19 protein-coding genes are annotated in these 15,846 nt (G+C 61.6%); 5 read left to right on the forward strand and 14 right to left on the reverse strand.

What is annotated here, in order from left to right; genetic code table 11:
• Nucleotides 1-54: 54 nt before the first annotated feature.
• From fusA to IC609_RS05475, 8 genes are all read right to left on the reverse strand, one after another.
• Nucleotides 55-2,157 carry an elongation factor G gene (gene fusA / locus IC609_RS05440; RefSeq protein WP_191818403.1) on the reverse strand — a complete coding sequence of 701 codons (2,103 nt, stop codon included), beginning with the start codon at nucleotides 2,155-2,157 and terminating at the stop codon, nucleotides 55-57.
• A 99-nt stretch (nucleotides 2,158-2,256) separates the two neighbouring features.
• Nucleotides 2,257-2,727, reverse strand: a complete 471-nt coding sequence (rpsG, locus tag IC609_RS05445; protein WP_191818404.1) for a 30S ribosomal protein S7 — start codon at nucleotides 2,725-2,727, stop codon at nucleotides 2,257-2,259.
• 163 nt (nucleotides 2,728-2,890) lie between these two features.
• On the reverse strand, nucleotides 2,891-3,268 hold the full coding sequence (rpsL, locus tag IC609_RS05450) for a 30S ribosomal protein S12 (RefSeq protein ID WP_066708835.1): 378 nt from the start codon (nucleotides 3,266-3,268) through the stop codon (nucleotides 2,891-2,893).
• 138 nt (nucleotides 3,269-3,406) lie between these two features.
• Complete coding sequence (locus IC609_RS05455; protein WP_408610997.1) at nucleotides 3,407-4,561, reverse strand: D-alanyl-D-alanine carboxypeptidase family protein; 1,155 nt, start codon at nucleotides 4,559-4,561, stop codon at nucleotides 3,407-3,409.
• Between the two features lie 47 nt (nucleotides 4,562-4,608).
• Nucleotides 4,609-5,247 (reverse strand): alpha/beta hydrolase, encoded by a 639-nt coding sequence (locus IC609_RS05460; protein ID WP_191818406.1) that lies wholly within the window; start codon nucleotides 5,245-5,247, stop codon nucleotides 4,609-4,611.
• Nucleotides 5,247-5,591 carry a (2Fe-2S) ferredoxin domain-containing protein gene (locus IC609_RS05465; RefSeq protein WP_191818407.1) on the reverse strand — a complete coding sequence of 115 codons (345 nt, stop codon included), beginning with the start codon at nucleotides 5,589-5,591 and terminating at the stop codon, nucleotides 5,247-5,249. The genes IC609_RS05460 and IC609_RS05465 overlap by 1 nt, the downstream gene beginning before the upstream one ends.
• Nucleotides 5,592-5,600: 9 nt before the next feature.
• The gene (locus IC609_RS05470; protein ID WP_191818408.1) at nucleotides 5,601-6,698 is read right to left on the reverse strand and encodes a VanZ family protein; all 1,098 of its coding nucleotides are present in this window, start codon (nucleotides 6,696-6,698) and stop codon (nucleotides 5,601-5,603) included.
• A gap of 13 nt (nucleotides 6,699-6,711) precedes the next feature.
• The gene (locus IC609_RS05475; protein ID WP_191818409.1) at nucleotides 6,712-7,140 is read right to left on the reverse strand and encodes a CopD family protein; all 429 of its coding nucleotides are present in this window, start codon (nucleotides 7,138-7,140) and stop codon (nucleotides 6,712-6,714) included.
• A gap of 290 nt (nucleotides 7,141-7,430) precedes the next feature.
• Between IC609_RS05475 and hemB the strand changes: the two genes are divergently transcribed.
• On the forward strand, nucleotides 7,431-8,435 hold the full coding sequence (hemB, locus tag IC609_RS05480; protein WP_191818410.1) for a porphobilinogen synthase: 1,005 nt from the start codon (nucleotides 7,431-7,433) through the stop codon (nucleotides 8,433-8,435).
• Between the two features lie 7 nt (nucleotides 8,436-8,442).
• Nucleotides 8,443-9,579: a magnesium transporter CorA family protein gene (locus tag IC609_RS05485; RefSeq protein WP_191818411.1), complete on the forward strand. Its 1,137-nt coding sequence runs from the start codon at nucleotides 8,443-8,445 to the stop codon at nucleotides 9,577-9,579.
• Nucleotides 9,580-9,616: 37 nt separating this feature from the next.
• On the opposite strand, the gene IC609_RS05490 is transcribed toward IC609_RS05485, so the two are convergent.
• Together IC609_RS05490 and IC609_RS05495 are read right to left on the reverse strand one after the other, a co-directional pair.
• Complete coding sequence (locus IC609_RS05490) at nucleotides 9,617-10,309, reverse strand: dienelactone hydrolase family protein (RefSeq protein WP_191818412.1); 693 nt, start codon at nucleotides 10,307-10,309, stop codon at nucleotides 9,617-9,619.
• A 27-nt stretch (nucleotides 10,310-10,336) separates the two neighbouring features.
• Nucleotides 10,337-10,939 carry a 2-hydroxychromene-2-carboxylate isomerase gene (locus tag IC609_RS05495; RefSeq protein ID WP_191818413.1) on the reverse strand — a complete coding sequence of 201 codons (603 nt, stop codon included), beginning with the start codon at nucleotides 10,937-10,939 and terminating at the stop codon, nucleotides 10,337-10,339.
• A gap of 76 nt (nucleotides 10,940-11,015) precedes the next feature.
• Here IC609_RS05495 and IC609_RS05500 point away from each other — a divergent pair, with 76 nt between their 5' ends.
• Genes IC609_RS05500 through IC609_RS05510 form a run of 3 tightly spaced genes read left to right on the forward strand, consistent with a single transcriptional unit; the run spans nucleotide 11,016 to nucleotide 12,892 of the window.
• Entirely contained in the window at nucleotides 11,016-11,762 is a 747-nt protein-coding gene (locus IC609_RS05500) for an SDR family oxidoreductase (protein ID WP_191818414.1), read from the forward strand.
• Entirely contained in the window at nucleotides 11,762-12,226 is a 465-nt protein-coding gene (locus IC609_RS05505) for a MaoC family dehydratase (RefSeq protein ID WP_191818415.1), read from the forward strand. The genes IC609_RS05500 and IC609_RS05505 overlap by 1 nt, the downstream gene beginning before the upstream one ends.
• Nucleotides 12,227-12,253: 27 nt before the next feature.
• Nucleotides 12,254-12,892, forward strand: coding sequence for a MarC family protein (locus tag IC609_RS05510; protein ID WP_191818416.1), 639 nt, complete (start codon nucleotides 12,254-12,256; stop codon nucleotides 12,890-12,892).
• A gap of 19 nt (nucleotides 12,893-12,911) precedes the next feature.
• On the opposite strand, the gene lepB is transcribed toward IC609_RS05510, so the two are convergent.
• From lepB to IC609_RS05530, 4 genes are all read right to left on the reverse strand, one after another.
• Nucleotides 12,912-13,580, reverse strand: coding sequence for a signal peptidase I (gene lepB, locus IC609_RS05515; protein ID WP_191818417.1), 669 nt, complete (start codon nucleotides 13,578-13,580; stop codon nucleotides 12,912-12,914).
• A 35-nt stretch (nucleotides 13,581-13,615) separates the two neighbouring features.
• Entirely contained in the window at nucleotides 13,616-14,176 is a 561-nt protein-coding gene (locus IC609_RS05520; protein WP_191818418.1) for a GNAT family N-acetyltransferase, read from the reverse strand.
• Nucleotides 14,177-14,185: 9 nt separating this feature from the next.
• Entirely contained in the window at nucleotides 14,186-14,689 is a 504-nt protein-coding gene (locus IC609_RS05525; protein ID WP_191818419.1) for a GNAT family N-acetyltransferase, read from the reverse strand.
• An 84-nt stretch (nucleotides 14,690-14,773) separates the two neighbouring features.
• Entirely contained in the window at nucleotides 14,774-15,709 is a 936-nt protein-coding gene (locus tag IC609_RS05530) for a LysR family transcriptional regulator (RefSeq protein WP_191818420.1), read from the reverse strand.
• Nucleotides 15,710-15,846: the final 137 nt, after the last annotated feature.

Below are 15,846 nucleotides of genomic sequence, written 5' to 3' on the forward strand. Positions count from 1 at the left end.
GGTTGCTGGATCACTCCGCACGGGCACAGAGTGGCACCTGATCGCAGACAGTTTTTATTTGGCGCGCGAAGCAACGATGGCATCAGCCACGTTCTTCGGAGCTTCAGCGTAGTGCTTGAATTCCATCGTGTAGGTTGCACGGCCTTGCGACATGGAGCGCAGGGTGGTCGAGTAACCGAACATTTCGGACAGTGGCACTTCGGCCTTGATGGCCTTGCCACCACCGACCATGTCGTCCATGCCCTGGACCATGCCACGACGTGAGGACAGATCACCCATCACGTTACCGGCATAGTCTTCAGGTGTTTCCACTTCCACGGCCATCATGGGTTCCAGGATGACGGGATTGGCTTTCTTGCAACCTTCTTTGAAACCAAAGATGGCGGCCATCTTGAAGGCCATTTCATTCGAGTCCACATCGTGGTACGAACCGAAGTGCAGAGTGACTTTGACGTCCACCACAGGGTAGCCGGCCAACACGCCTTGACCCAAGGCTTCGATCACACCTTTTTCCACTGCAGGGATGTATTCGCGAGGAACCACGCCGCCCTTGATGGCGTCAACGAATTCAAAGCCTTTGCCTGGCTCCTGAGGCTCAACCTTCAAAACCACGTGGCCGTACTGACCCTTACCACCGGACTGACGCACGAACTTGCCTTCGGCTTCTTCGACGGTCTTGCGGATGGTTTCGCGGTAGGCCACCTGAGGCTTGCCCACGTTGGCTTCCACACCGAATTCACGCTTCATGCGGTCAACGATGATCTCCAGGTGCAGTTCGCCCTGACCACCAATGATGGTCTGACCGGATTCTTCATCGGTCTGCACGCGGAAAGAAGGATCTTCAGCGGCCAGTCGGGACAGGGCCATACCCATTTTTTCCTGGTCGGCTTTGGATTTGGGCTCGACAGCTTGACGGATCACGGAGTCGGGGAACACCATGCGCTCCAGGGTGATCACCGATGCAGGATCGCACAAGGTTTCACCGGTGGTGACGTCTTTCAGACCCACGCAGGCAGCGATGTCGCCGGCGCGGATTTCGTCGACTTCTTCACGGTTGTTGGCGTGCATCTGCACGATACGACCGATACGCTCTTTCTTGCCGCGCACCGAGTTGTACACGGTGTCGCCTTTTTTCAGAACGCCAGAGTACACGCGCACGAAAGTCAGCTGACCCACGAACGGGTCGGTCATCAACTTGAATGCCAGAGCGGAGAATTTCTCTTCATCGTCGGCCTTGCGGGTGACTTCTTTTTCTTCTTCGTCAAAGCCCTTGATGGCTTTCACGTCCAAAGGAGAAGGCATCAGCTCGATCACGGCGTCCAGCATGCGCTGCACGCCCTTGTTCTTGAACGCGGTACCGCACAGCATGGGCTGGATTTCACCGGCGATGGTGCGCACGCGCAGGCCGTTGGTGATTTCCTCTTCCGACAAGTCACCTTCTTCGAGGTACTTGTTCATCAGGTCTTCAGAGGCTTCAGCAGCGGCTTCCACCATCTTCTCGCGCCACTCGTTGGCAGAAGCCACGAGGTCAGCCGGGATGTCTTCAAAGGTGAACTTCATGCCCTGGGAAGCTTCGTCCCAGATGATGGCTTTCATCTTGCGCAGATCCACAACGCCCTTGAAGTTTTCTTCGGCGCCAATGGGGATCACGACGGGCACAGGGTTGGCCTTCAGGCGCAACTTCATCTGCTCAACGACCTTGAAGAAGTTGGCACCGGTACGGTCCATCTTGTTCACGAAGGCCAGACGTGGCACTTTGTACTTGTTCGCCTGACGCCACACGGTTTCAGACTGAGGCTGCACGCCACCCACAGCACAGTAAACCATGCAAGCGCCGTCCAGCACGCGCATGGAACGCTCCACCTCGATGGTGAAGTCCACGTGGCCGGGGGTGTCAATGATGTTGATGCGGTGCTCAGGGAAGGAGTTGTCCATGCCCTTCCAGAAGCAGGTGGTGGCAGCCGATGTGATCGTGATACCGCGCTCTTGTTCCTGCTCCATCCAGTCCATGGTGGCAGCGCCGTCGTGCACTTCACCAATCTTGTGGTTCACGCCGGTATAAAAAAGGATACGCTCAGTCGTCGTGGTTTTGCCGGCATCAATGTGAGCCGAAATACCAATGTTGCGATAGCGCTCGATGGGGGTAGTGCGAGCCATTTATTTCTCCAAAGATTAAGTACCAAAGCCCGCCACCCCTCATGGGGCCAGCGGGCTGGCTTCTGACAGTGTCGGGCTTCTGCATGAAGCCCTTGTGAATCAGAAGCGGAAGTGCGAGAACGCCTTGTTGGCTTCTGCCATGCGGTGAACTTCGTCACGCTTTTTCATGGCACCACCGCGGCCTTCGTTGGCTTCAAGCAATTCGTTGGCCAAACGCAAGGCCATCGACTTTTCACCGCGCTTGCGAGCGGCTTCCTTGATCCAACGCATCGACAGGGCCAGGCGACGAACAGGGCGCACTTCAACAGGCACCTGGTAGTTCGCACCACCCACGCGGCGGGATTTCACTTCCACCATGGGTTTGACGTTGTTGATGGCGATGGAGAACAGCTCCACAGGGTCTTTGCCTGTTTTCTGCTCCATGGTGTCCAGAGCACCATAAATGATGCGTTCTGCGACAGCTTTTTTGCCGCCTTCCATGATCACGTTCATGAATTTGGACAGCTCGACATTGCCGAACTTGGGATCCGGCAGGATTTCACGTTTAGGGACTTCGCGACGACGTGGCATATTTCACCTCATATTGCTTCAGTTGGCATCTTTTCAGACACCGCGAGCGTTATTCAAAACACTCACTTACTCGACCCACCTGGACAATTCCGGGCTTCGGGTCACTTCGCTGCATCACCGCGCCACGCGGGAAACAGCACCGAAAATTTCAACCCGAAAGGGCTTACTTGGCTTTTGGCTTCTTCGCACCGTACTTGGAGCGAGACTGCTTGCGGTCTTTCACGCCTTGCAAGTCCAGCGAACCGCGGACGATGTGGTAACGCACACCTGGCAAGTCTTTGACACGACCACCGCGCACCAGAACCACCGAGTGTTCTTGCAGGTTGTGGCCTTCACCGCCGATGTAGGAGATGACCTCAAAACCGTTGGTCAGACGCACTTTGGCGACTTTACGCAGAGCGGAGTTAGGCTTCTTAGGCGTTGTGGTGTACACACGGGTGCAGACACCACGACGCTGTGGAGAGTTTTGCATCGCAGGGCTTTTGGACTTGGTCGTTTCGACCTCGCGCCCCTGACGCACCAATTGATTGATGGTTGGCATTGTTTAAAACGTCCCTAAACGTTTGGAATTGACAAAAGAAACTTCTCCGCCCCAAAAGCGGAAAAGCCCGCCAGTATAACCGCCTGGCGGGCCCTTGGCAAGGATGGCATAAACCTAAAGTTTGTATCCGCTCACTTGTTACTTGATCCAGAGGCGAACCGCGTCCCAGGCCCGGCCCAAAACACCGGCCTGCTCCACCGGCTCCAGCACCATCAAAGGCACGTCGATCAGGGGCTGCTCGCCGCGCAAGACCTTGAGCGAGCCCAGCATCTGACCCTTGTTGAAAGGGGCAATCAGCGGCTCTGGCCGGACCACCTGGGTCTTGATCTGGGCCACACTGCCTGCTGGCACGGCGACGATCAGCGGGTAGAAAGACCCGATCTTCACCACGGGGGTCTTGCCCTTCCAGGCGGCAGGGGTGGCCACCGCCTGGCCTGCGTCAAACAACTTGACGGCGTCATAAGCGGTGTAACCCCAGTTGAGGAGCTTCTGACTTTCGTTGGCGCGGGCGTTTTCGCTGTCGGCCCCGAGCACGATGGACAACAGGCGGCGCGAGCCCACATTCGGGAAATCGCGCCTGGCCGTGGCCACGAGGCAATAGCCCGCCGTCTGGGTGTGGCCAGTTTTCAGGCCGTCGACCGTGGGGTCACGGAACAGAAGCAGATTGCGGTTGCTCTCATTGGCTGCGGGCGTGCCCTCGTAGCGGTATTTCTTGATGGCGTAATAAGGCACATATTCAGGAAAGTCGCGTATCAACCGCAACGCCAGTGTGCTCAGGTCACGCGCCGTGGTAGTGTGCCCGGCCTCGGCCAAGCCTTCCGGGTTTTTGTAGCTGGTGTTTTTCATGCCCAGGACTCTGGCCTGGTCGTTCATGAGCTGTACAAACCGCTCCACCGAACCGCCCACCCCTTCGGCCAGTGCCACCGTCGCATCGTTGCCCGACTGGACCACCATGCCCTTGACCAGATCCTCCACCGGCACCCGCATCTTGGGGTCGATGAACATGCGCGAGCCGGGCATCTTCCAGGCCCGCTCGGACACCGGCAAAGTCTGCTTGAGGTCCAGCTTGCGCGACTTCAGGGCCTCAAAAACCAGGTAAGCCGTCATCAGCTTGGTCAGCGAGGCTGGCTCCACCGCCATGTCGGCGTCCTTGGCAGCCAGCACTTGGTTGGCAGTGACATCGATCAGCAAATACGCCCGGGCGGCCACCTCGGGCGGCTGGGGCATCTGGGCCTGGGCCGCCAGACTCCACAAGGACAGGGCGATCAGGACCGCTTTGAAAAGGCGTTTCATCTGGTTCATGTGGGTGGCTTTCAGAACCCTGCCGGGTCCATCCAAGTTCAGGCGTAGGCTGGCGAGAGCAAATGGCGCACCGTCAGCGACTTGAGCAGGGGCAATTGCCCATGAAAGAAGTGCTCCACCCCGGGAATCACCGTCACGGGCAGTGACTGGGGACGCGCCCAGTCCATCACGCTGGCCAGAGGCACGGTGTCGTCCTGCTCACCATGCAACACCAAGGTGCGCTCATGCATCGCTGGGGCCACAGGAGCCACCTCGAAACGGGACGCCGCCGTGCCAACCAGCACGACTTTTTCGGGCGGACGGACCTCGACCAGCTGTTGCAGCACATGGCTGGCGACAAAAGCACCAAACGAAAACCCGGCCAATGCCAATGGCCCGGTGGGAGCCACTTGGGTCATGACCGCCAACATGTCTGCCGCCTCGCCGCGGCCTTCGTCGTACACACCCTCAGAAGCGCCTACCCCCCTGAAATTGAAGCGCACCGCCTGCCAGCCGCACAGCACAAAAGCCCGCGCCAGCGTCTGGACCACCTTGTTTTGCATGGTGCCGCCAAACAAGGGGTGCGGGTGGGCAATGACGGCTGTGCCACGCACAGGCGCGTCGGCTGGCACATCCAGCAAGGCCTCCACGACTCCGGCGCCGCCTTGCAGGCTGAGTTTCTGGGTGGCCGAATTCATCAGCGGCCCAAGTGTTCCGGGGTCAGCAAGCGTGTCACCACTTGCCCCTTGGCGAGATGCGAGTCGACGATTTCGTCGATGTCGGCCTGGTCCACATAGCTGTACCAGGTGCCTTCGGGGTACACCACCGCCACGGGGCCCCCTGCACAGCGGTCCAGGCAACCGGCCTTGTTGACACGCACCTGGCCCGGACCCGCCAGACCCAGTTGCTTGATGCGGTTCTTGCAGTGGTCAAAAGCGGCCTGGGCATCGTGCTGGGCGCAACTGGCCTCACCGTTCTTGCGCTCGTTCAGGCAAAAAAAGATGTGGCGCTTGAAATAAAGGCTCGGGTTTTCGGTCGTCATGACCGGATTTTAGGCGGCCGGGGGTTGCGAGAGCCTGGCCACAAGATAAGCCAGCAAACCATACGGCCAAAGCCAGCCCAGCCACTGTATGAGTCCATGAAAACGGATGAACCGCCCCTGCTCCCAGGCCTGCAGGGTCTGGGCGAAGTACACATCGGCCGAGGCATTGTTGAGCAAGGCCAACTGCCACACCAGCAAGATCAACATGAGCACCAAACACACCCGGGCAGGTGCCAGGCACAAGCCCAGACAGGCCAGCACGGCGAGCGCACCGCCCAGCAAGACTTCGCTGCCCACCCAGTCCCACGCGTGCGCTGGTCCATAAGTCAGCGCCGCCGACAAGGCGCTGCCCAGCAAGCCCAGCGCCATCAGGGTTGCCGCCAGGGTCAGGCGCTGGTGGGTCTGGCGCAACACGCTGTACGCCAGCAAACAAGGCAGCAGCACGCCCATGGCCACACACAGAACTTCGTTGATGGGCAAAAGCGGCTGCAACTCCACCTCGCGCAGGGGCAGCAAGTCCAGCAAGGGCGAGCCCTGCATCTCCTGCACCAGCGCCGCCTCCAACCGCTCCAGAACTTGTCCCAGCCCAAAAGGCACCGCCACAGGGAACAGCAGCGCAAGCGGCCACAGGGCCAGCAAAGCCAGCGCGCCGCTCGACTCGGGGACAAACCAGCGCTCACGGAAGCGGCTCCAGTGGTCCACTGCCCCGGCCCACTCCAGCGCCCGCGCCGCCATGGCGCCCACCAGGGCCCCTGCCACATTGAGCGCCCCGTCCACATTGGAGGGCACCCGGGCGGGCAAAAACATCTGCAAAGACTCCAGCGTCAACGAGAGCGCAGCAGCAGCCAGCGTGGCCCACAAGACAGCCGGTGCACGGGGCCGCGTGCGGTGGATGGCCAAAGCACACAAAAAGCCCAAGGGGGCGTAGCCCAACACATTGGAGATGACGTCAAACCCTGTCCAGTAACGGGGCAAAGGCGCCAGCAGAAAGGACCAAGGGGCAATCCCCTGGATGCGCCACTGGTCAAACGGGTAAAGGCTGGCGTAGACGATCAGCAGCGCGTAGATCCAGGCCAGTGGCCAGGCGGCAGTGCGGCGCGTGACCATGCTTGAAAACCGATCAGAACGGCTTGACGACCACCAGGATCACCGCCGCCAGCATCATCAGCACCGGAATTTCGTTGAACCAACGGAACCAGACATGGCTGCGCTGCATGGTGCCCGCCTTGAATTTGCGCAGGATCACGCCGCAGCCGTGGTGGTAGCCAACCAAAACCAGCACGATGGCCAGCTTGGCGTGCATCCAACCCTGGCCGGGCCCGGTGCCAATGCCGTAGCCCAACCAGAGCCACAAACCCAGACCCAAAGCAGGCACCGCCAGCAAGGTCATGAAGCGGTAGAGCTTGCCTGCCATGAGCAGCAGGCGCTCGCGCTCGGCCACCGAGCCGGGCTCGACCATGGCCAAATTGACAAAAATGCGAGGCAAATAAAACAAGCCGGCAAACCAGCTGGCGATGAAAACGATGTGAAGGGCTTTGGTCCAGAGCATGACCGGAGTGTAGCCAGCCGTGCAGGGCTGTCCAGATCGCCCGGGGAACGGGCAAAAAAAACCCCCGACCAGAGGCCGAGGGTGGGAAGCCTTTTTGCTGTGACGCATCCAGGCGCCCGCTCAGGGAGGTAAAGCGGGGAACGGCAAGCCGTCCGAAGTGAAATGTACCAAATGACAAAACCGATAACAAGAACATATTTGTCATTTTTGCAACGATTTGTCGGCACCGTCCGCGCTGGCCGTCCCCTGTGTACAGCCGCCCACCGTCCACTTGGGCCACAATGCTTGGCATGAACCCCGTCGCCCCCTTCCCACTGAGCCGCCCACGCCGCCTGCGCCGTGACGAATTCACCCGTAACCTGGTGCGCGAACACCAGGTCACGCCGCACGACCTCATCTATCCCGTCTTCGTGCTGGACGGTCAAAACCAGCGCCAGCAGGTGGGCTCCATGCCCGGCGTGGAGCGCCTGAGCCTGGACCTGTTGCTGCCCGTGGCCGAAGACTGCGTCAAGCTCGGCATCCCGGTCATGGCGCTGTTCCCGGTGATCGACGCCTCGCTCAAAGACCCGACAGGCAGCGAAGCCATGAACCCCAACGGCCTGGTGCCGCGGGTGGTGCGCGAGCTGAAAAAACGCTTCCCAGAGCTGGGCGTGATGACCGATGTGGCGCTCGACCCCTTCACCAGCCACGGCCAGGACGGCTTGCTCGATGAGACCGGCTACATCCTCAACGACGAAACCACCGCCGTGCTGGTGCAGCAGGCGCTGACCCAAGCCGAGGCCGGCGTGGACATGGTCGCGCCCAGCGACATGATGGACGGGCGCATCGGCGCGATCCGGCAAGCGCTCGAAGCGCGTGGCCTGGTCCACACCCGCATCATGGCCTACAGCGCCAAATACGCCAGCGCTTTTTACGGCCCCTTCCGCGACGCGGTGGGCTCCGCCGCCAACCTGGGCAAGAGCAACAAAAAGGTCTACCAGATGGACCCGGGCAACAGCGATGAAGCCCTGCGTGAAGTCGCCATGGACCTGGCCGAAGGCGCCGACATGGTCATGGTCAAGCCCGGCATGCCGTACCTGGACATCGTGCGCCGCGTCAAAGACGAATTCAAAGTACCGACCTTCGCCTACCAGGTGTCGGGCGAGTACGCCATGCTCAAGGCCGCCGCGCAAAACGGCTGGCTCGACCACGACTTGGTGATGATGGAAAGCCTGCTGGCCTTCAAGCGCGCCGGGGCCGACGGGGTGCTGACCTACTTTGCCCGCGACGCGGCCCGTTTGATCCGCCAGGGCTGAACCGTTCATGCGGGTCTTCTGCATTTCGGGCGCACAGGTTCAAGCCGGACTGGCGCTGCCCGAGCAACTGCCCGAGCAAGGTTACGTCTGGATCGCCTGCTCGCGCGAAGCCTTTTTGGCCGAGCTGGGGGTGATTCAGAACACCCTCGAAAAACTCACCGGGCAAACGCTGGTGGACCTGCATGTCTCGGACCTGCTCAATGCCCAACTGCCCTCGCGTTTTGATTACAGCTCGCATTACGACCTGATGGTGTTCAGGCGTCTGGCCCAGCGGCCAGACAGTGCAGCGGCCAGTCCCGCAGCGCTCACCAACAATGGCCTAGCCCCGCAAGGCGGCAAACGCTCCGGCCCACCTGTGCTGCACCGCATCGACACCAGCCCGGTCGGCTTTGCGGTGTTCGACCGCGTGCTGCTCAGCGTGCACCCGGCCGACTGCGCCGTGCGCGAAGCCTATGCCAGCCGCCTGCTGGCCAGCACGCAGGCCCACGACGCGACCGACCCGCGCTCGACTAGCGCACGCGGGGTGCCCCACAACCCGGCAGACATGATGCTGCGCATCGTCAGCCACATGGTCGACGGCTATCTGGACCTGCGGCGAGAACTCAGCCGCCAGCTGGATCACTGGCAAGCCGAGCTGCTGCACCCACGCACCCGCTTCAACCGCTGGGACGCCTTGCTGCACGCCCGCATGGCCTTGCACCAGCTCGAAGCCCTGTGCGACGACCAGCACACCGCCATGCAAAGCTGGACCGAGTCGCTCGACAGCTGGCGGGTCGCCGAAGACGGCACCGCCGAGCGTGAGCACGAACTGCTCAAGATCCGCAGCCGCGATGTGCTCGAACACATCGACCGGGTGGTGCAACACGTGCGCCGCCTGGAACACAACACCGAAACCGCCGTGCAAATGCACTTCAATGTGCAAGGCAACCGCACCAACGACATCATGCGCACCCTGACGGCGCTGACCGCGATCTTCTTGCCGCTGAACCTGATCGCGGGCATTTTCGGCATGAACTTCGAGTTCATCCCCTGGCTGCACCAGGCCTCTGCCTTCTGGTGGACACTGGGCAGCATGGGCGCCATCGCCCTTGTCATGGGGCTGGTGTTCTGGCGCAAGCGCTACCTGGCCAGAACCGGCGGCTAGGCACAAACTGTCGCGGCAGGACGCCGACCCTGCACAATCAAGCGAGGTGCTTGGCAAAGAATGCCAGCGTGCGCTCACGGGCCAGCTGGGCCGATGGGGCATGCCAAGCACCGCGCTGGTCGCAGTTGAAGCCGTGGTGTGCCGCGTAGGTGTGCACCTCGACCTCAGGGTGCGCCTTTTTGAAGGCCTCCACCGTGTCCAGCGGGATCCACTTGTCCTCCTCGGCAAAGTGCGCCAGCACCGGCACGTGGGATTGACGTGCGGTTTCTTCTGGGGTGGTCACGCCACCGCCGTAGTAAGGCGCAGCAGCGCTCAGGCCCTTGAGCGTGCAGGCCGTGCGCCAGGTCAGCAAACCGCCCCAGCAGTAACCCACGATGCCCACCTTTCCGCCACCCGAGGCCTTGGCCGCGTGGTCAATGGCGGCCTGGATGTCCTGCATCACGCCGGGTGCAGGCAAAGCCTCGACCGCTGTCTTGTAGCCAAAACCTTCGCCCATGTCGGCGTCGCTGTAACCCAGCTCCACACCGGGCTTGACCCGGTGAAACGCCGCTGGCGCGACAGCCACATAGCCCTCGGCCGCATAGCCATCGGCCACGTTGCGGATGTGGCTGTTGACGCCAAAAATCTCCTGGATCACCACCACCGCGCCCTTGGGCGTGCCCGCAGGGCGGGCCTCGTAGGCAGGCACCACGGTGCCGTCTGTGGCTTTCAATTCAATCATCGTTCCCATGTTCATTCCTTGGTTCAATTCAACACATCAACGGCTCAGAGCCCGCTCGACAAAATCGAGCCGATCCTGACCCCAGAAAATCTCGCCACCAACCACATAGCTGGGCGCGCCGAACACCCCGGCATCGATGGCCGCTTGCGTGTACGCCTCATAACGCTCTTGCACCGCCTGGCTGTGCGACTGCTCAAGCAATGCCGCAGGCAAACCCTGCTCGGCCAGCAACTCGGCCAGCACCTTATCGTCGGCGATGTTGCGCTCCTGCGCCCAGCAAGCGGCCAGCACCGCGCCCGCCACCTGCATGGCCGCCGCTGCGCCTTGCGCCAGGTCGGCAGCGATGATGAGGCGGGCCGCATCGTCGCCGCCCACAGGGAAGTACTTGGGCTTGAGGTTGAGCGACGCTTTCAGGTGCTCGCTGAAACGCTGCAGCTCCACCAGCCGGTAAGCCTGGCGCTGGGGCGCACGCTGGCCCAATGGCAGGCCGCCCGAAATCGGGAACACTTTACCGCCCAGGTCGATCGGCATGACCCGCACCGCAGCCCCTGCCCGCGCCGCGATCTCGGCCAGACGCTGGTGCCCCAAATAAGCCCAGGGGCTTTGGGGAGCGAAGTAATAGTCCACTGTGTGACCCATCTTGATTCCTTGACGGTGTGTAATGTTTTCAGGGCGGATTGTGTCCGCAGTTTGCAAATCATGCTGGAGACCTCAGATGAACAAAGTGCTTTTGGTGACCGGCGGCAGTCGGGGCATTGGTGCCTCTACCGCCTTGCTGGCGGCAGCCCAAGGCTGGACCGTAGCAGTCAACTACACCGCCAACTCGCTGGCCGCCGACGAGGTGGTGCGCCAGATCCGCAGCACGGGGGGCCACGCCATTGCGGTGCAGGCCGATGTGGCCGACGAGGCGCAGGTGCTGCGCATGTACGAGCACATCGACGCCAAGCTGGGCCGCTTGCAAGGTCTGGTGAACAATGCAGGCGTGGTCGATGTCTCGGCACGGCTGGATGAGATGGACGTGGCACGCTGGAAGCGGATGTTCGACATCAACGTGATCGGTAGCCTGATTTGTGCACGCGAAGCCGTGCGCCGCATGAGCACCCGTTACGGCGGCGATGGCGGCAGCATTGTCAACGTGTCGAGCGCGGCAGCACGTCTGGGCTCACCCGGCCAGTATGTGGACTACGCCTCGGCCAAAGGCGCCATCGACGCCTTCACACTGGGCCTGGCCAAGGAAGTCGCGGGCGAAGGCGTGCGCGTCAACGCCGTGCGCCCGGGCCTGATCGACACCGACATCCACGCCTCGGGCGGCCTGCCCAACCGCGTGAAAGACCTGCAGCACCTGGTGCCCATGCAGCGCGGTGGCACCGCCGACGAAGTGGCGCAAAGCATCGTCTGGCTCCTGTCCGATGCGGCGAGCTACACCACCATGAGCCTGATCGACGTCTCTGGAGGTCGCTGATGGCCGAGTTCAAGTATTACTGGGAAGACTTTGCCCCCGGCCAAGTGCGCGACCTGGGCACCATCACGCCCACCCGCGAAGAAATCATTGCCTTCGCCACACAGTTCGACCCACAACCCTTTCACCTGGACGATGAGGCCGCCAAAGCCTCGGTCTTTGGGGCCCTGTCGGCCAGCGGCTGGCACACCTGTTCGATGGCCATGCGGCTGATGGTGACGAACTTTTTGAACGACACCTCCAGCCTGGGCTCGCCGGGTCTGGAAGGCATCAAATGGCTCAAACCTGTCTACCCGGGCGACACCTTGCGACTGCAATCGACCATGCTGGAAACCAAGCCCATGAGCAAGCGCCCCGACGTGGGCATGACCCGCAACCTGTGGGAAATGTTCAACCAGCACGGCGACAAGGTGCTGCACATGGAGGGCTGGGGCATGTTCCGCCGCAGAACGCCCGCCACCCCATAAAGCCCCATCCGGCCCCACAATGCGCACATGGATTTCAAACCGCTCATCACCCTGATGGCCATCGTCAACCCGCTGGCCTGCGTTCCTTTCTTCATCCACTACACGCAGGGCTTCAGCCGGGCGCAGCGCCAGCGCACCATCCTGGTCTCGTCCACGGCCGCCTTCATCGTGATCGCAGCCAGCGCCCTGCTGGGCCTGCAGATTCTGGAGTTCTTCGGCATTTCACTGGCCAGCTTCCAGGTCGGCGGCGGCATGCTGCTGCTGACCTCGGCCCTGTCCATGTTGAACGCGCAACCGGCCGAGGCCCGGGCCAACGCCGACGAAGTGCAAGACGCCGGGGCCAAAGCCGCTGTGGGCGCCAGCATCGCTGTGGTGCCACTGACCATCCCGCTGCTGACTGGCCCGGCCACCATGTCCACCGTGGTGATTTACGCCGAAAAAGCCAAAACCATGTTCCAGCTGGGCACCCTGGTGGGCTACGGCGTGGTCATCGGCCTGGCCACGGCACTGTGCTTTTCAATGGCCGCGCCCATTGCACGTGTGCTGGGCCGCACCGGCATCAACGTCATGACCCGACTGATGGGCCTGATCCTGGCTGCGCTGGCCGTGGAGGTGATGACCGACGGGCTGCACAAGCTGTTTCCTGTGCTGGCGCGCGGGGTTTGAACTGGCTTGGTCGCTGCGCTTACTGAATAGCCTGCACCAACCGGTCCCAACGTGGCCACCAGTTGCCTTTGATGTCGGCCGAGACCAGCACCCGATGGGCGCGGCCAATCAGCAGGTGGCGTGGCACCATGCCGATGTAGCGGGAGTCGGCGCTGTTGTCGCGGTTGTCCCCCAAGAAGAAATACTGCCCCTCTGGCACTTGCACCGGACCAAAGTTGCGCATCGCATTCACCTGCGGCAGGACCTGCACGGTGTGCGCGTGCCCTGACAAGATTTCCTGCGCCTGAATGGCGGGCATGGTCAGTCCACCGCCCATGGGCTCTTTCACCTGCACGGGTGACTGGTACTGCGAAGCCACACCATTGAGGTAGAGCACTTCATCGCGCAGTTCCACCACATCGCCAGGCACAGCGATCAGGCGTTTGATCAATTGCACGCCGTCCTTGGGTGATTTGAACGTGACCACATCACCGCGCTCGGGCGAGCCCAACTCGGCCAACACTTGATTGGTCAGTGGCAGCTTGAAGTCATAAGCCACCCGATTGACCAGCACAACGTCCCCCTCCAGCAAGGTGGGCCGCATCGACCCCGAAGGGATCGGATTCCAGTCGGCAATGGCCAAACGGAAAAAGCCAAAAAAGAAGACAAACAAGATGAAGCCACGGTTGTTTTTGAGCCAATTTTTCATGATTTCTCCCTTTGAAAAACAATACGCCTACCGCATCACCGCACCCGTGCGTAGACACATGCCTGGTTTTCGCCCCCTTGCGGCGACACCCGTGTCTGGATCGACTCCAGCACAAAACCAGCGCGTTCGGCCACTCTGCGGCTGGCCACATTGCGCACATCGGTGAAACACTCGACACGCCGGGCCGCCAGCGTGTTTTCGGCAAAGGCTGCAATGGCCCGGACCGCTTCGGTGATGTGGCCCTGCCCCTGCATCGAGCGCCTGCACCAGTAGCCCACCTCGAACCGACGCTCCAGCCAGTCCATGCGATGCAGCCCACTGGCGCCGACCAGAACATCAGTCCCCTTGAGAAACAGCAGCAACGGCAAGTCGCGCCGCGCCGCAAAGGCTTCGTGTCCTTGTCGGCAATAGTTTTCCGAGGCGTCTACAGACGGCTCGAACATCGCCCAAGGCAGCGATGCGGGCCATGCACGCAGTTCGGGCAATGTTTCGCAAACCGCCTCGTACACCCGTTGACCATCGCCCGGGCGAGGGCAACGGATCAACAAGCGCTGCGACTCGAATTGGTCCGGAAAGTCAAGGTTTTGCGGATTCATTTGAAAGCTTCACCAGGACAGGTGCATGTGCACCTTGGATGTGTAGTCGTGGCCATTGAAGATGGCACGGGGCTCAACGCCGAACACCTCAAAACCAGCCGAGGCATACAGGCGCTGTGCGCGTTCGTTGCCCTGGGTGCAGGTGAGGGTCAGCATCGAGATGGACGGGCGTGCACGCGCATCGGCCACGACAGCAGCCAGCAAAGCTTGCGCAAGCCCCTGGCCGCGTTGAGCACTTCGCACATACATGCCCACCACATGCCCTTTGTGCCGGGTCTTGAACCTGTCCGAATACTCGATGGCCACCGTGCCCACCATCTGCCCGGCCTGAAAGGCGCCAAAAGCACGGCCCAAATCGAGCGGATGGTTCATCCGCGCCAGCCACCAGGCCGACGCCTTCTGCTCCCGCTCCAGGCGCGTGGAAGTGAAGGCATCTGCATCGACCTCGAAGGCCTCGAGCATCAAGGCACGGTATTCCTCCCAATCGGCAGGTTCAAGCGCTCTGATCAGCATACTGGCAGAAGACCCCTCAAAAACGACACCGTAGTATTACAGAATTTGAAAGGATGGGGCCCGCTGGCGAGCGCAAGCGCCTCTTCAAACCCCAAACCCAGCCGCCAGTCCTTGCCGCAAGTGCGCCACCAGGGCCGTCACCGCCCGGGGCACGTGCGGTGCATATGGACGGATGGCGTAAATGGTTTCGGCAAATGCGCCCACGGGCCGCCAATCGGGCAGCACGCGCACCAGCTTGCCTTGGCGCAGCGCAACCTGGGCGCTGAAGTCGGGCATGAGGGCGATGCCTGCGCCTGTGAGGGCAGCTTCGCGCAGCGCTTCGCTGTTGTTGGCGGCGAAATTGCCCGTGACGGGAACCGTGACCCGTTCGCCCCCCTGCGGATTGCGTGGCTCGAAAGTCCAGGCCGGGGTGTCCTGCGAGCGGGGGTAGTGCAGGCAATTGTGTGCTTGCAAGTCCGTGGGGGTTTGCGGTTCACCTTGTTTGCGCAGGTAAGCGCGGGTGGCCACCAACACCGACTCGGTCGAGCACAGTGCCCAGGCCACATGCGTGTCGGGCGGGCGGGCTGTGTGGCGGATGGCCAGGTCATAGCCTTCGGTGGCCAAGGCACTGAGCCGGTCCGACAAGTCCAGCTCGAGCCGCACTTCAGGAAAATCCTTCAAAAACTCAGCCAGCAAGGGCACCAGTTGCTGGCGCGCCAGCGCCACAGGGGCCGTGACCCGTAACAGGCCACTGGGTTGGGCGGCCAGGTCCCGCACCTGGGCAAAGCTCTGTTCAATCTGCTCAAAAGAGGCACGGGTGTCGTCCACCAGCCGCTGCCCGGCTTCGGTCAGCCTCAGGCTGCGGGTGGTGCGCTGCACCAGCGTGACTTTGGCCGCACGCTCCAGCTCGGCAATGCGCTGGCTCATGGCCGCCTTGCTCACGCCCAGGCGGGCAGCGGCAGCCGTGTAGCTGCCTTGCTGCGCCAGTACGCTCAGCCAGTGCAGGTTCGTCCAAAGCGTGTTGATTTTTTGGTTTTCCATGTCTATATTGTTCACCATTTTGAACAATCAATTCACGGTTTGGCGCTTGTGAAGGGCCAGGAGGCTGCCTACACTGGCCCACACATGCAGGCATGCCGCACGGCAACCGCACACACATCCCCCATTTCAGGAGACAT

Origin of the sequence: Limnohabitans radicicola, from assembly GCF_014837235.1 — a bacterium.
GTDB lineage: Bacteria > Pseudomonadota > Gammaproteobacteria > Burkholderiales > Burkholderiaceae_C > Limnohabitans_A > Limnohabitans_A radicicola.

Excerpts from the sequence above, each read along its gene's own strand:
- IC609_RS05465 (WP_191818407.1), bottom strand. The coding sequence starts at position 5,591 with ATGACGACCGAAAACCCGAGCCTTTATTTCAAGCGCCACATCTTTTTT.
- IC609_RS05455 (WP_408610997.1), bottom strand. The coding sequence starts at position 4,561 with ATGAAACGCCTTTTCAAAGCGGTCCTGATCGCCCTGTCCTTGTGGAGT.
- IC609_RS05520 (WP_191818418.1), bottom strand. The coding sequence starts at position 14,176 with ATGAATCCGCAAAACCTTGACTTTCCGGACCAATTCGAGTCGCAGCGC.
- IC609_RS05505 (WP_191818415.1), top strand. The coding sequence starts at position 11,762 with ATGGCCGAGTTCAAGTATTACTGGGAAGACTTTGCCCCCGGCCAAGTG.
- IC609_RS05490 (WP_191818412.1), bottom strand. The coding sequence starts at position 10,309 with ATGGGAACGATGATTGAATTGAAAGCCACAGACGGCACCGTGGTGCCT.
- IC609_RS05500 (WP_191818414.1), top strand. The coding sequence starts at position 11,016 with ATGAACAAAGTGCTTTTGGTGACCGGCGGCAGTCGGGGCATTGGTGCC.
- IC609_RS05495 (WP_191818413.1), bottom strand. The coding sequence starts at position 10,939 with ATGGGTCACACAGTGGACTATTACTTCGCTCCCCAAAGCCCCTGGGCT.
- IC609_RS05460 (WP_191818406.1), bottom strand. The coding sequence starts at position 5,247 with ATGAATTCGGCCACCCAGAAACTCAGCCTGCAAGGCGGCGCCGGAGTC.
- rpsG (WP_191818404.1), bottom strand. The coding sequence starts at position 2,727 with ATGCCACGTCGTCGCGAAGTCCCTAAACGTGAAATCCTGCCGGATCCC.
- IC609_RS05510 (WP_191818416.1), top strand. The coding sequence starts at position 12,254 with ATGGATTTCAAACCGCTCATCACCCTGATGGCCATCGTCAACCCGCTG.
- lepB (WP_191818417.1), bottom strand. The coding sequence starts at position 13,580 with ATGAAAAATTGGCTCAAAAACAACCGTGGCTTCATCTTGTTTGTCTTC.
- IC609_RS05475 (WP_191818409.1), bottom strand. The coding sequence starts at position 7,140 with ATGCTCTGGACCAAAGCCCTTCACATCGTTTTCATCGCCAGCTGGTTT.
- IC609_RS05530 (WP_191818420.1), bottom strand. The coding sequence starts at position 15,709 with ATGGAAAACCAAAAAATCAACACGCTTTGGACGAACCTGCACTGGCTG.
- fusA (WP_191818403.1), bottom strand. The coding sequence starts at position 2,157 with ATGGCTCGCACTACCCCCATCGAGCGCTATCGCAACATTGGTATTTCG.
- IC609_RS05485 (WP_191818411.1), top strand. The coding sequence starts at position 8,443 with ATGCGGGTCTTCTGCATTTCGGGCGCACAGGTTCAAGCCGGACTGGCG.
- IC609_RS05470 (WP_191818408.1), bottom strand. The coding sequence starts at position 6,698 with ATGGTCACGCGCCGCACTGCCGCCTGGCCACTGGCCTGGATCTACGCG.
- hemB (WP_191818410.1), top strand. The coding sequence starts at position 7,431 with ATGAACCCCGTCGCCCCCTTCCCACTGAGCCGCCCACGCCGCCTGCGC.
- rpsL (WP_066708835.1), bottom strand. The coding sequence starts at position 3,268 with ATGCCAACCATCAATCAATTGGTGCGTCAGGGGCGCGAGGTCGAAACG.
- IC609_RS05525 (WP_191818419.1), bottom strand. The coding sequence starts at position 14,689 with ATGCTGATCAGAGCGCTTGAACCTGCCGATTGGGAGGAATACCGTGCC.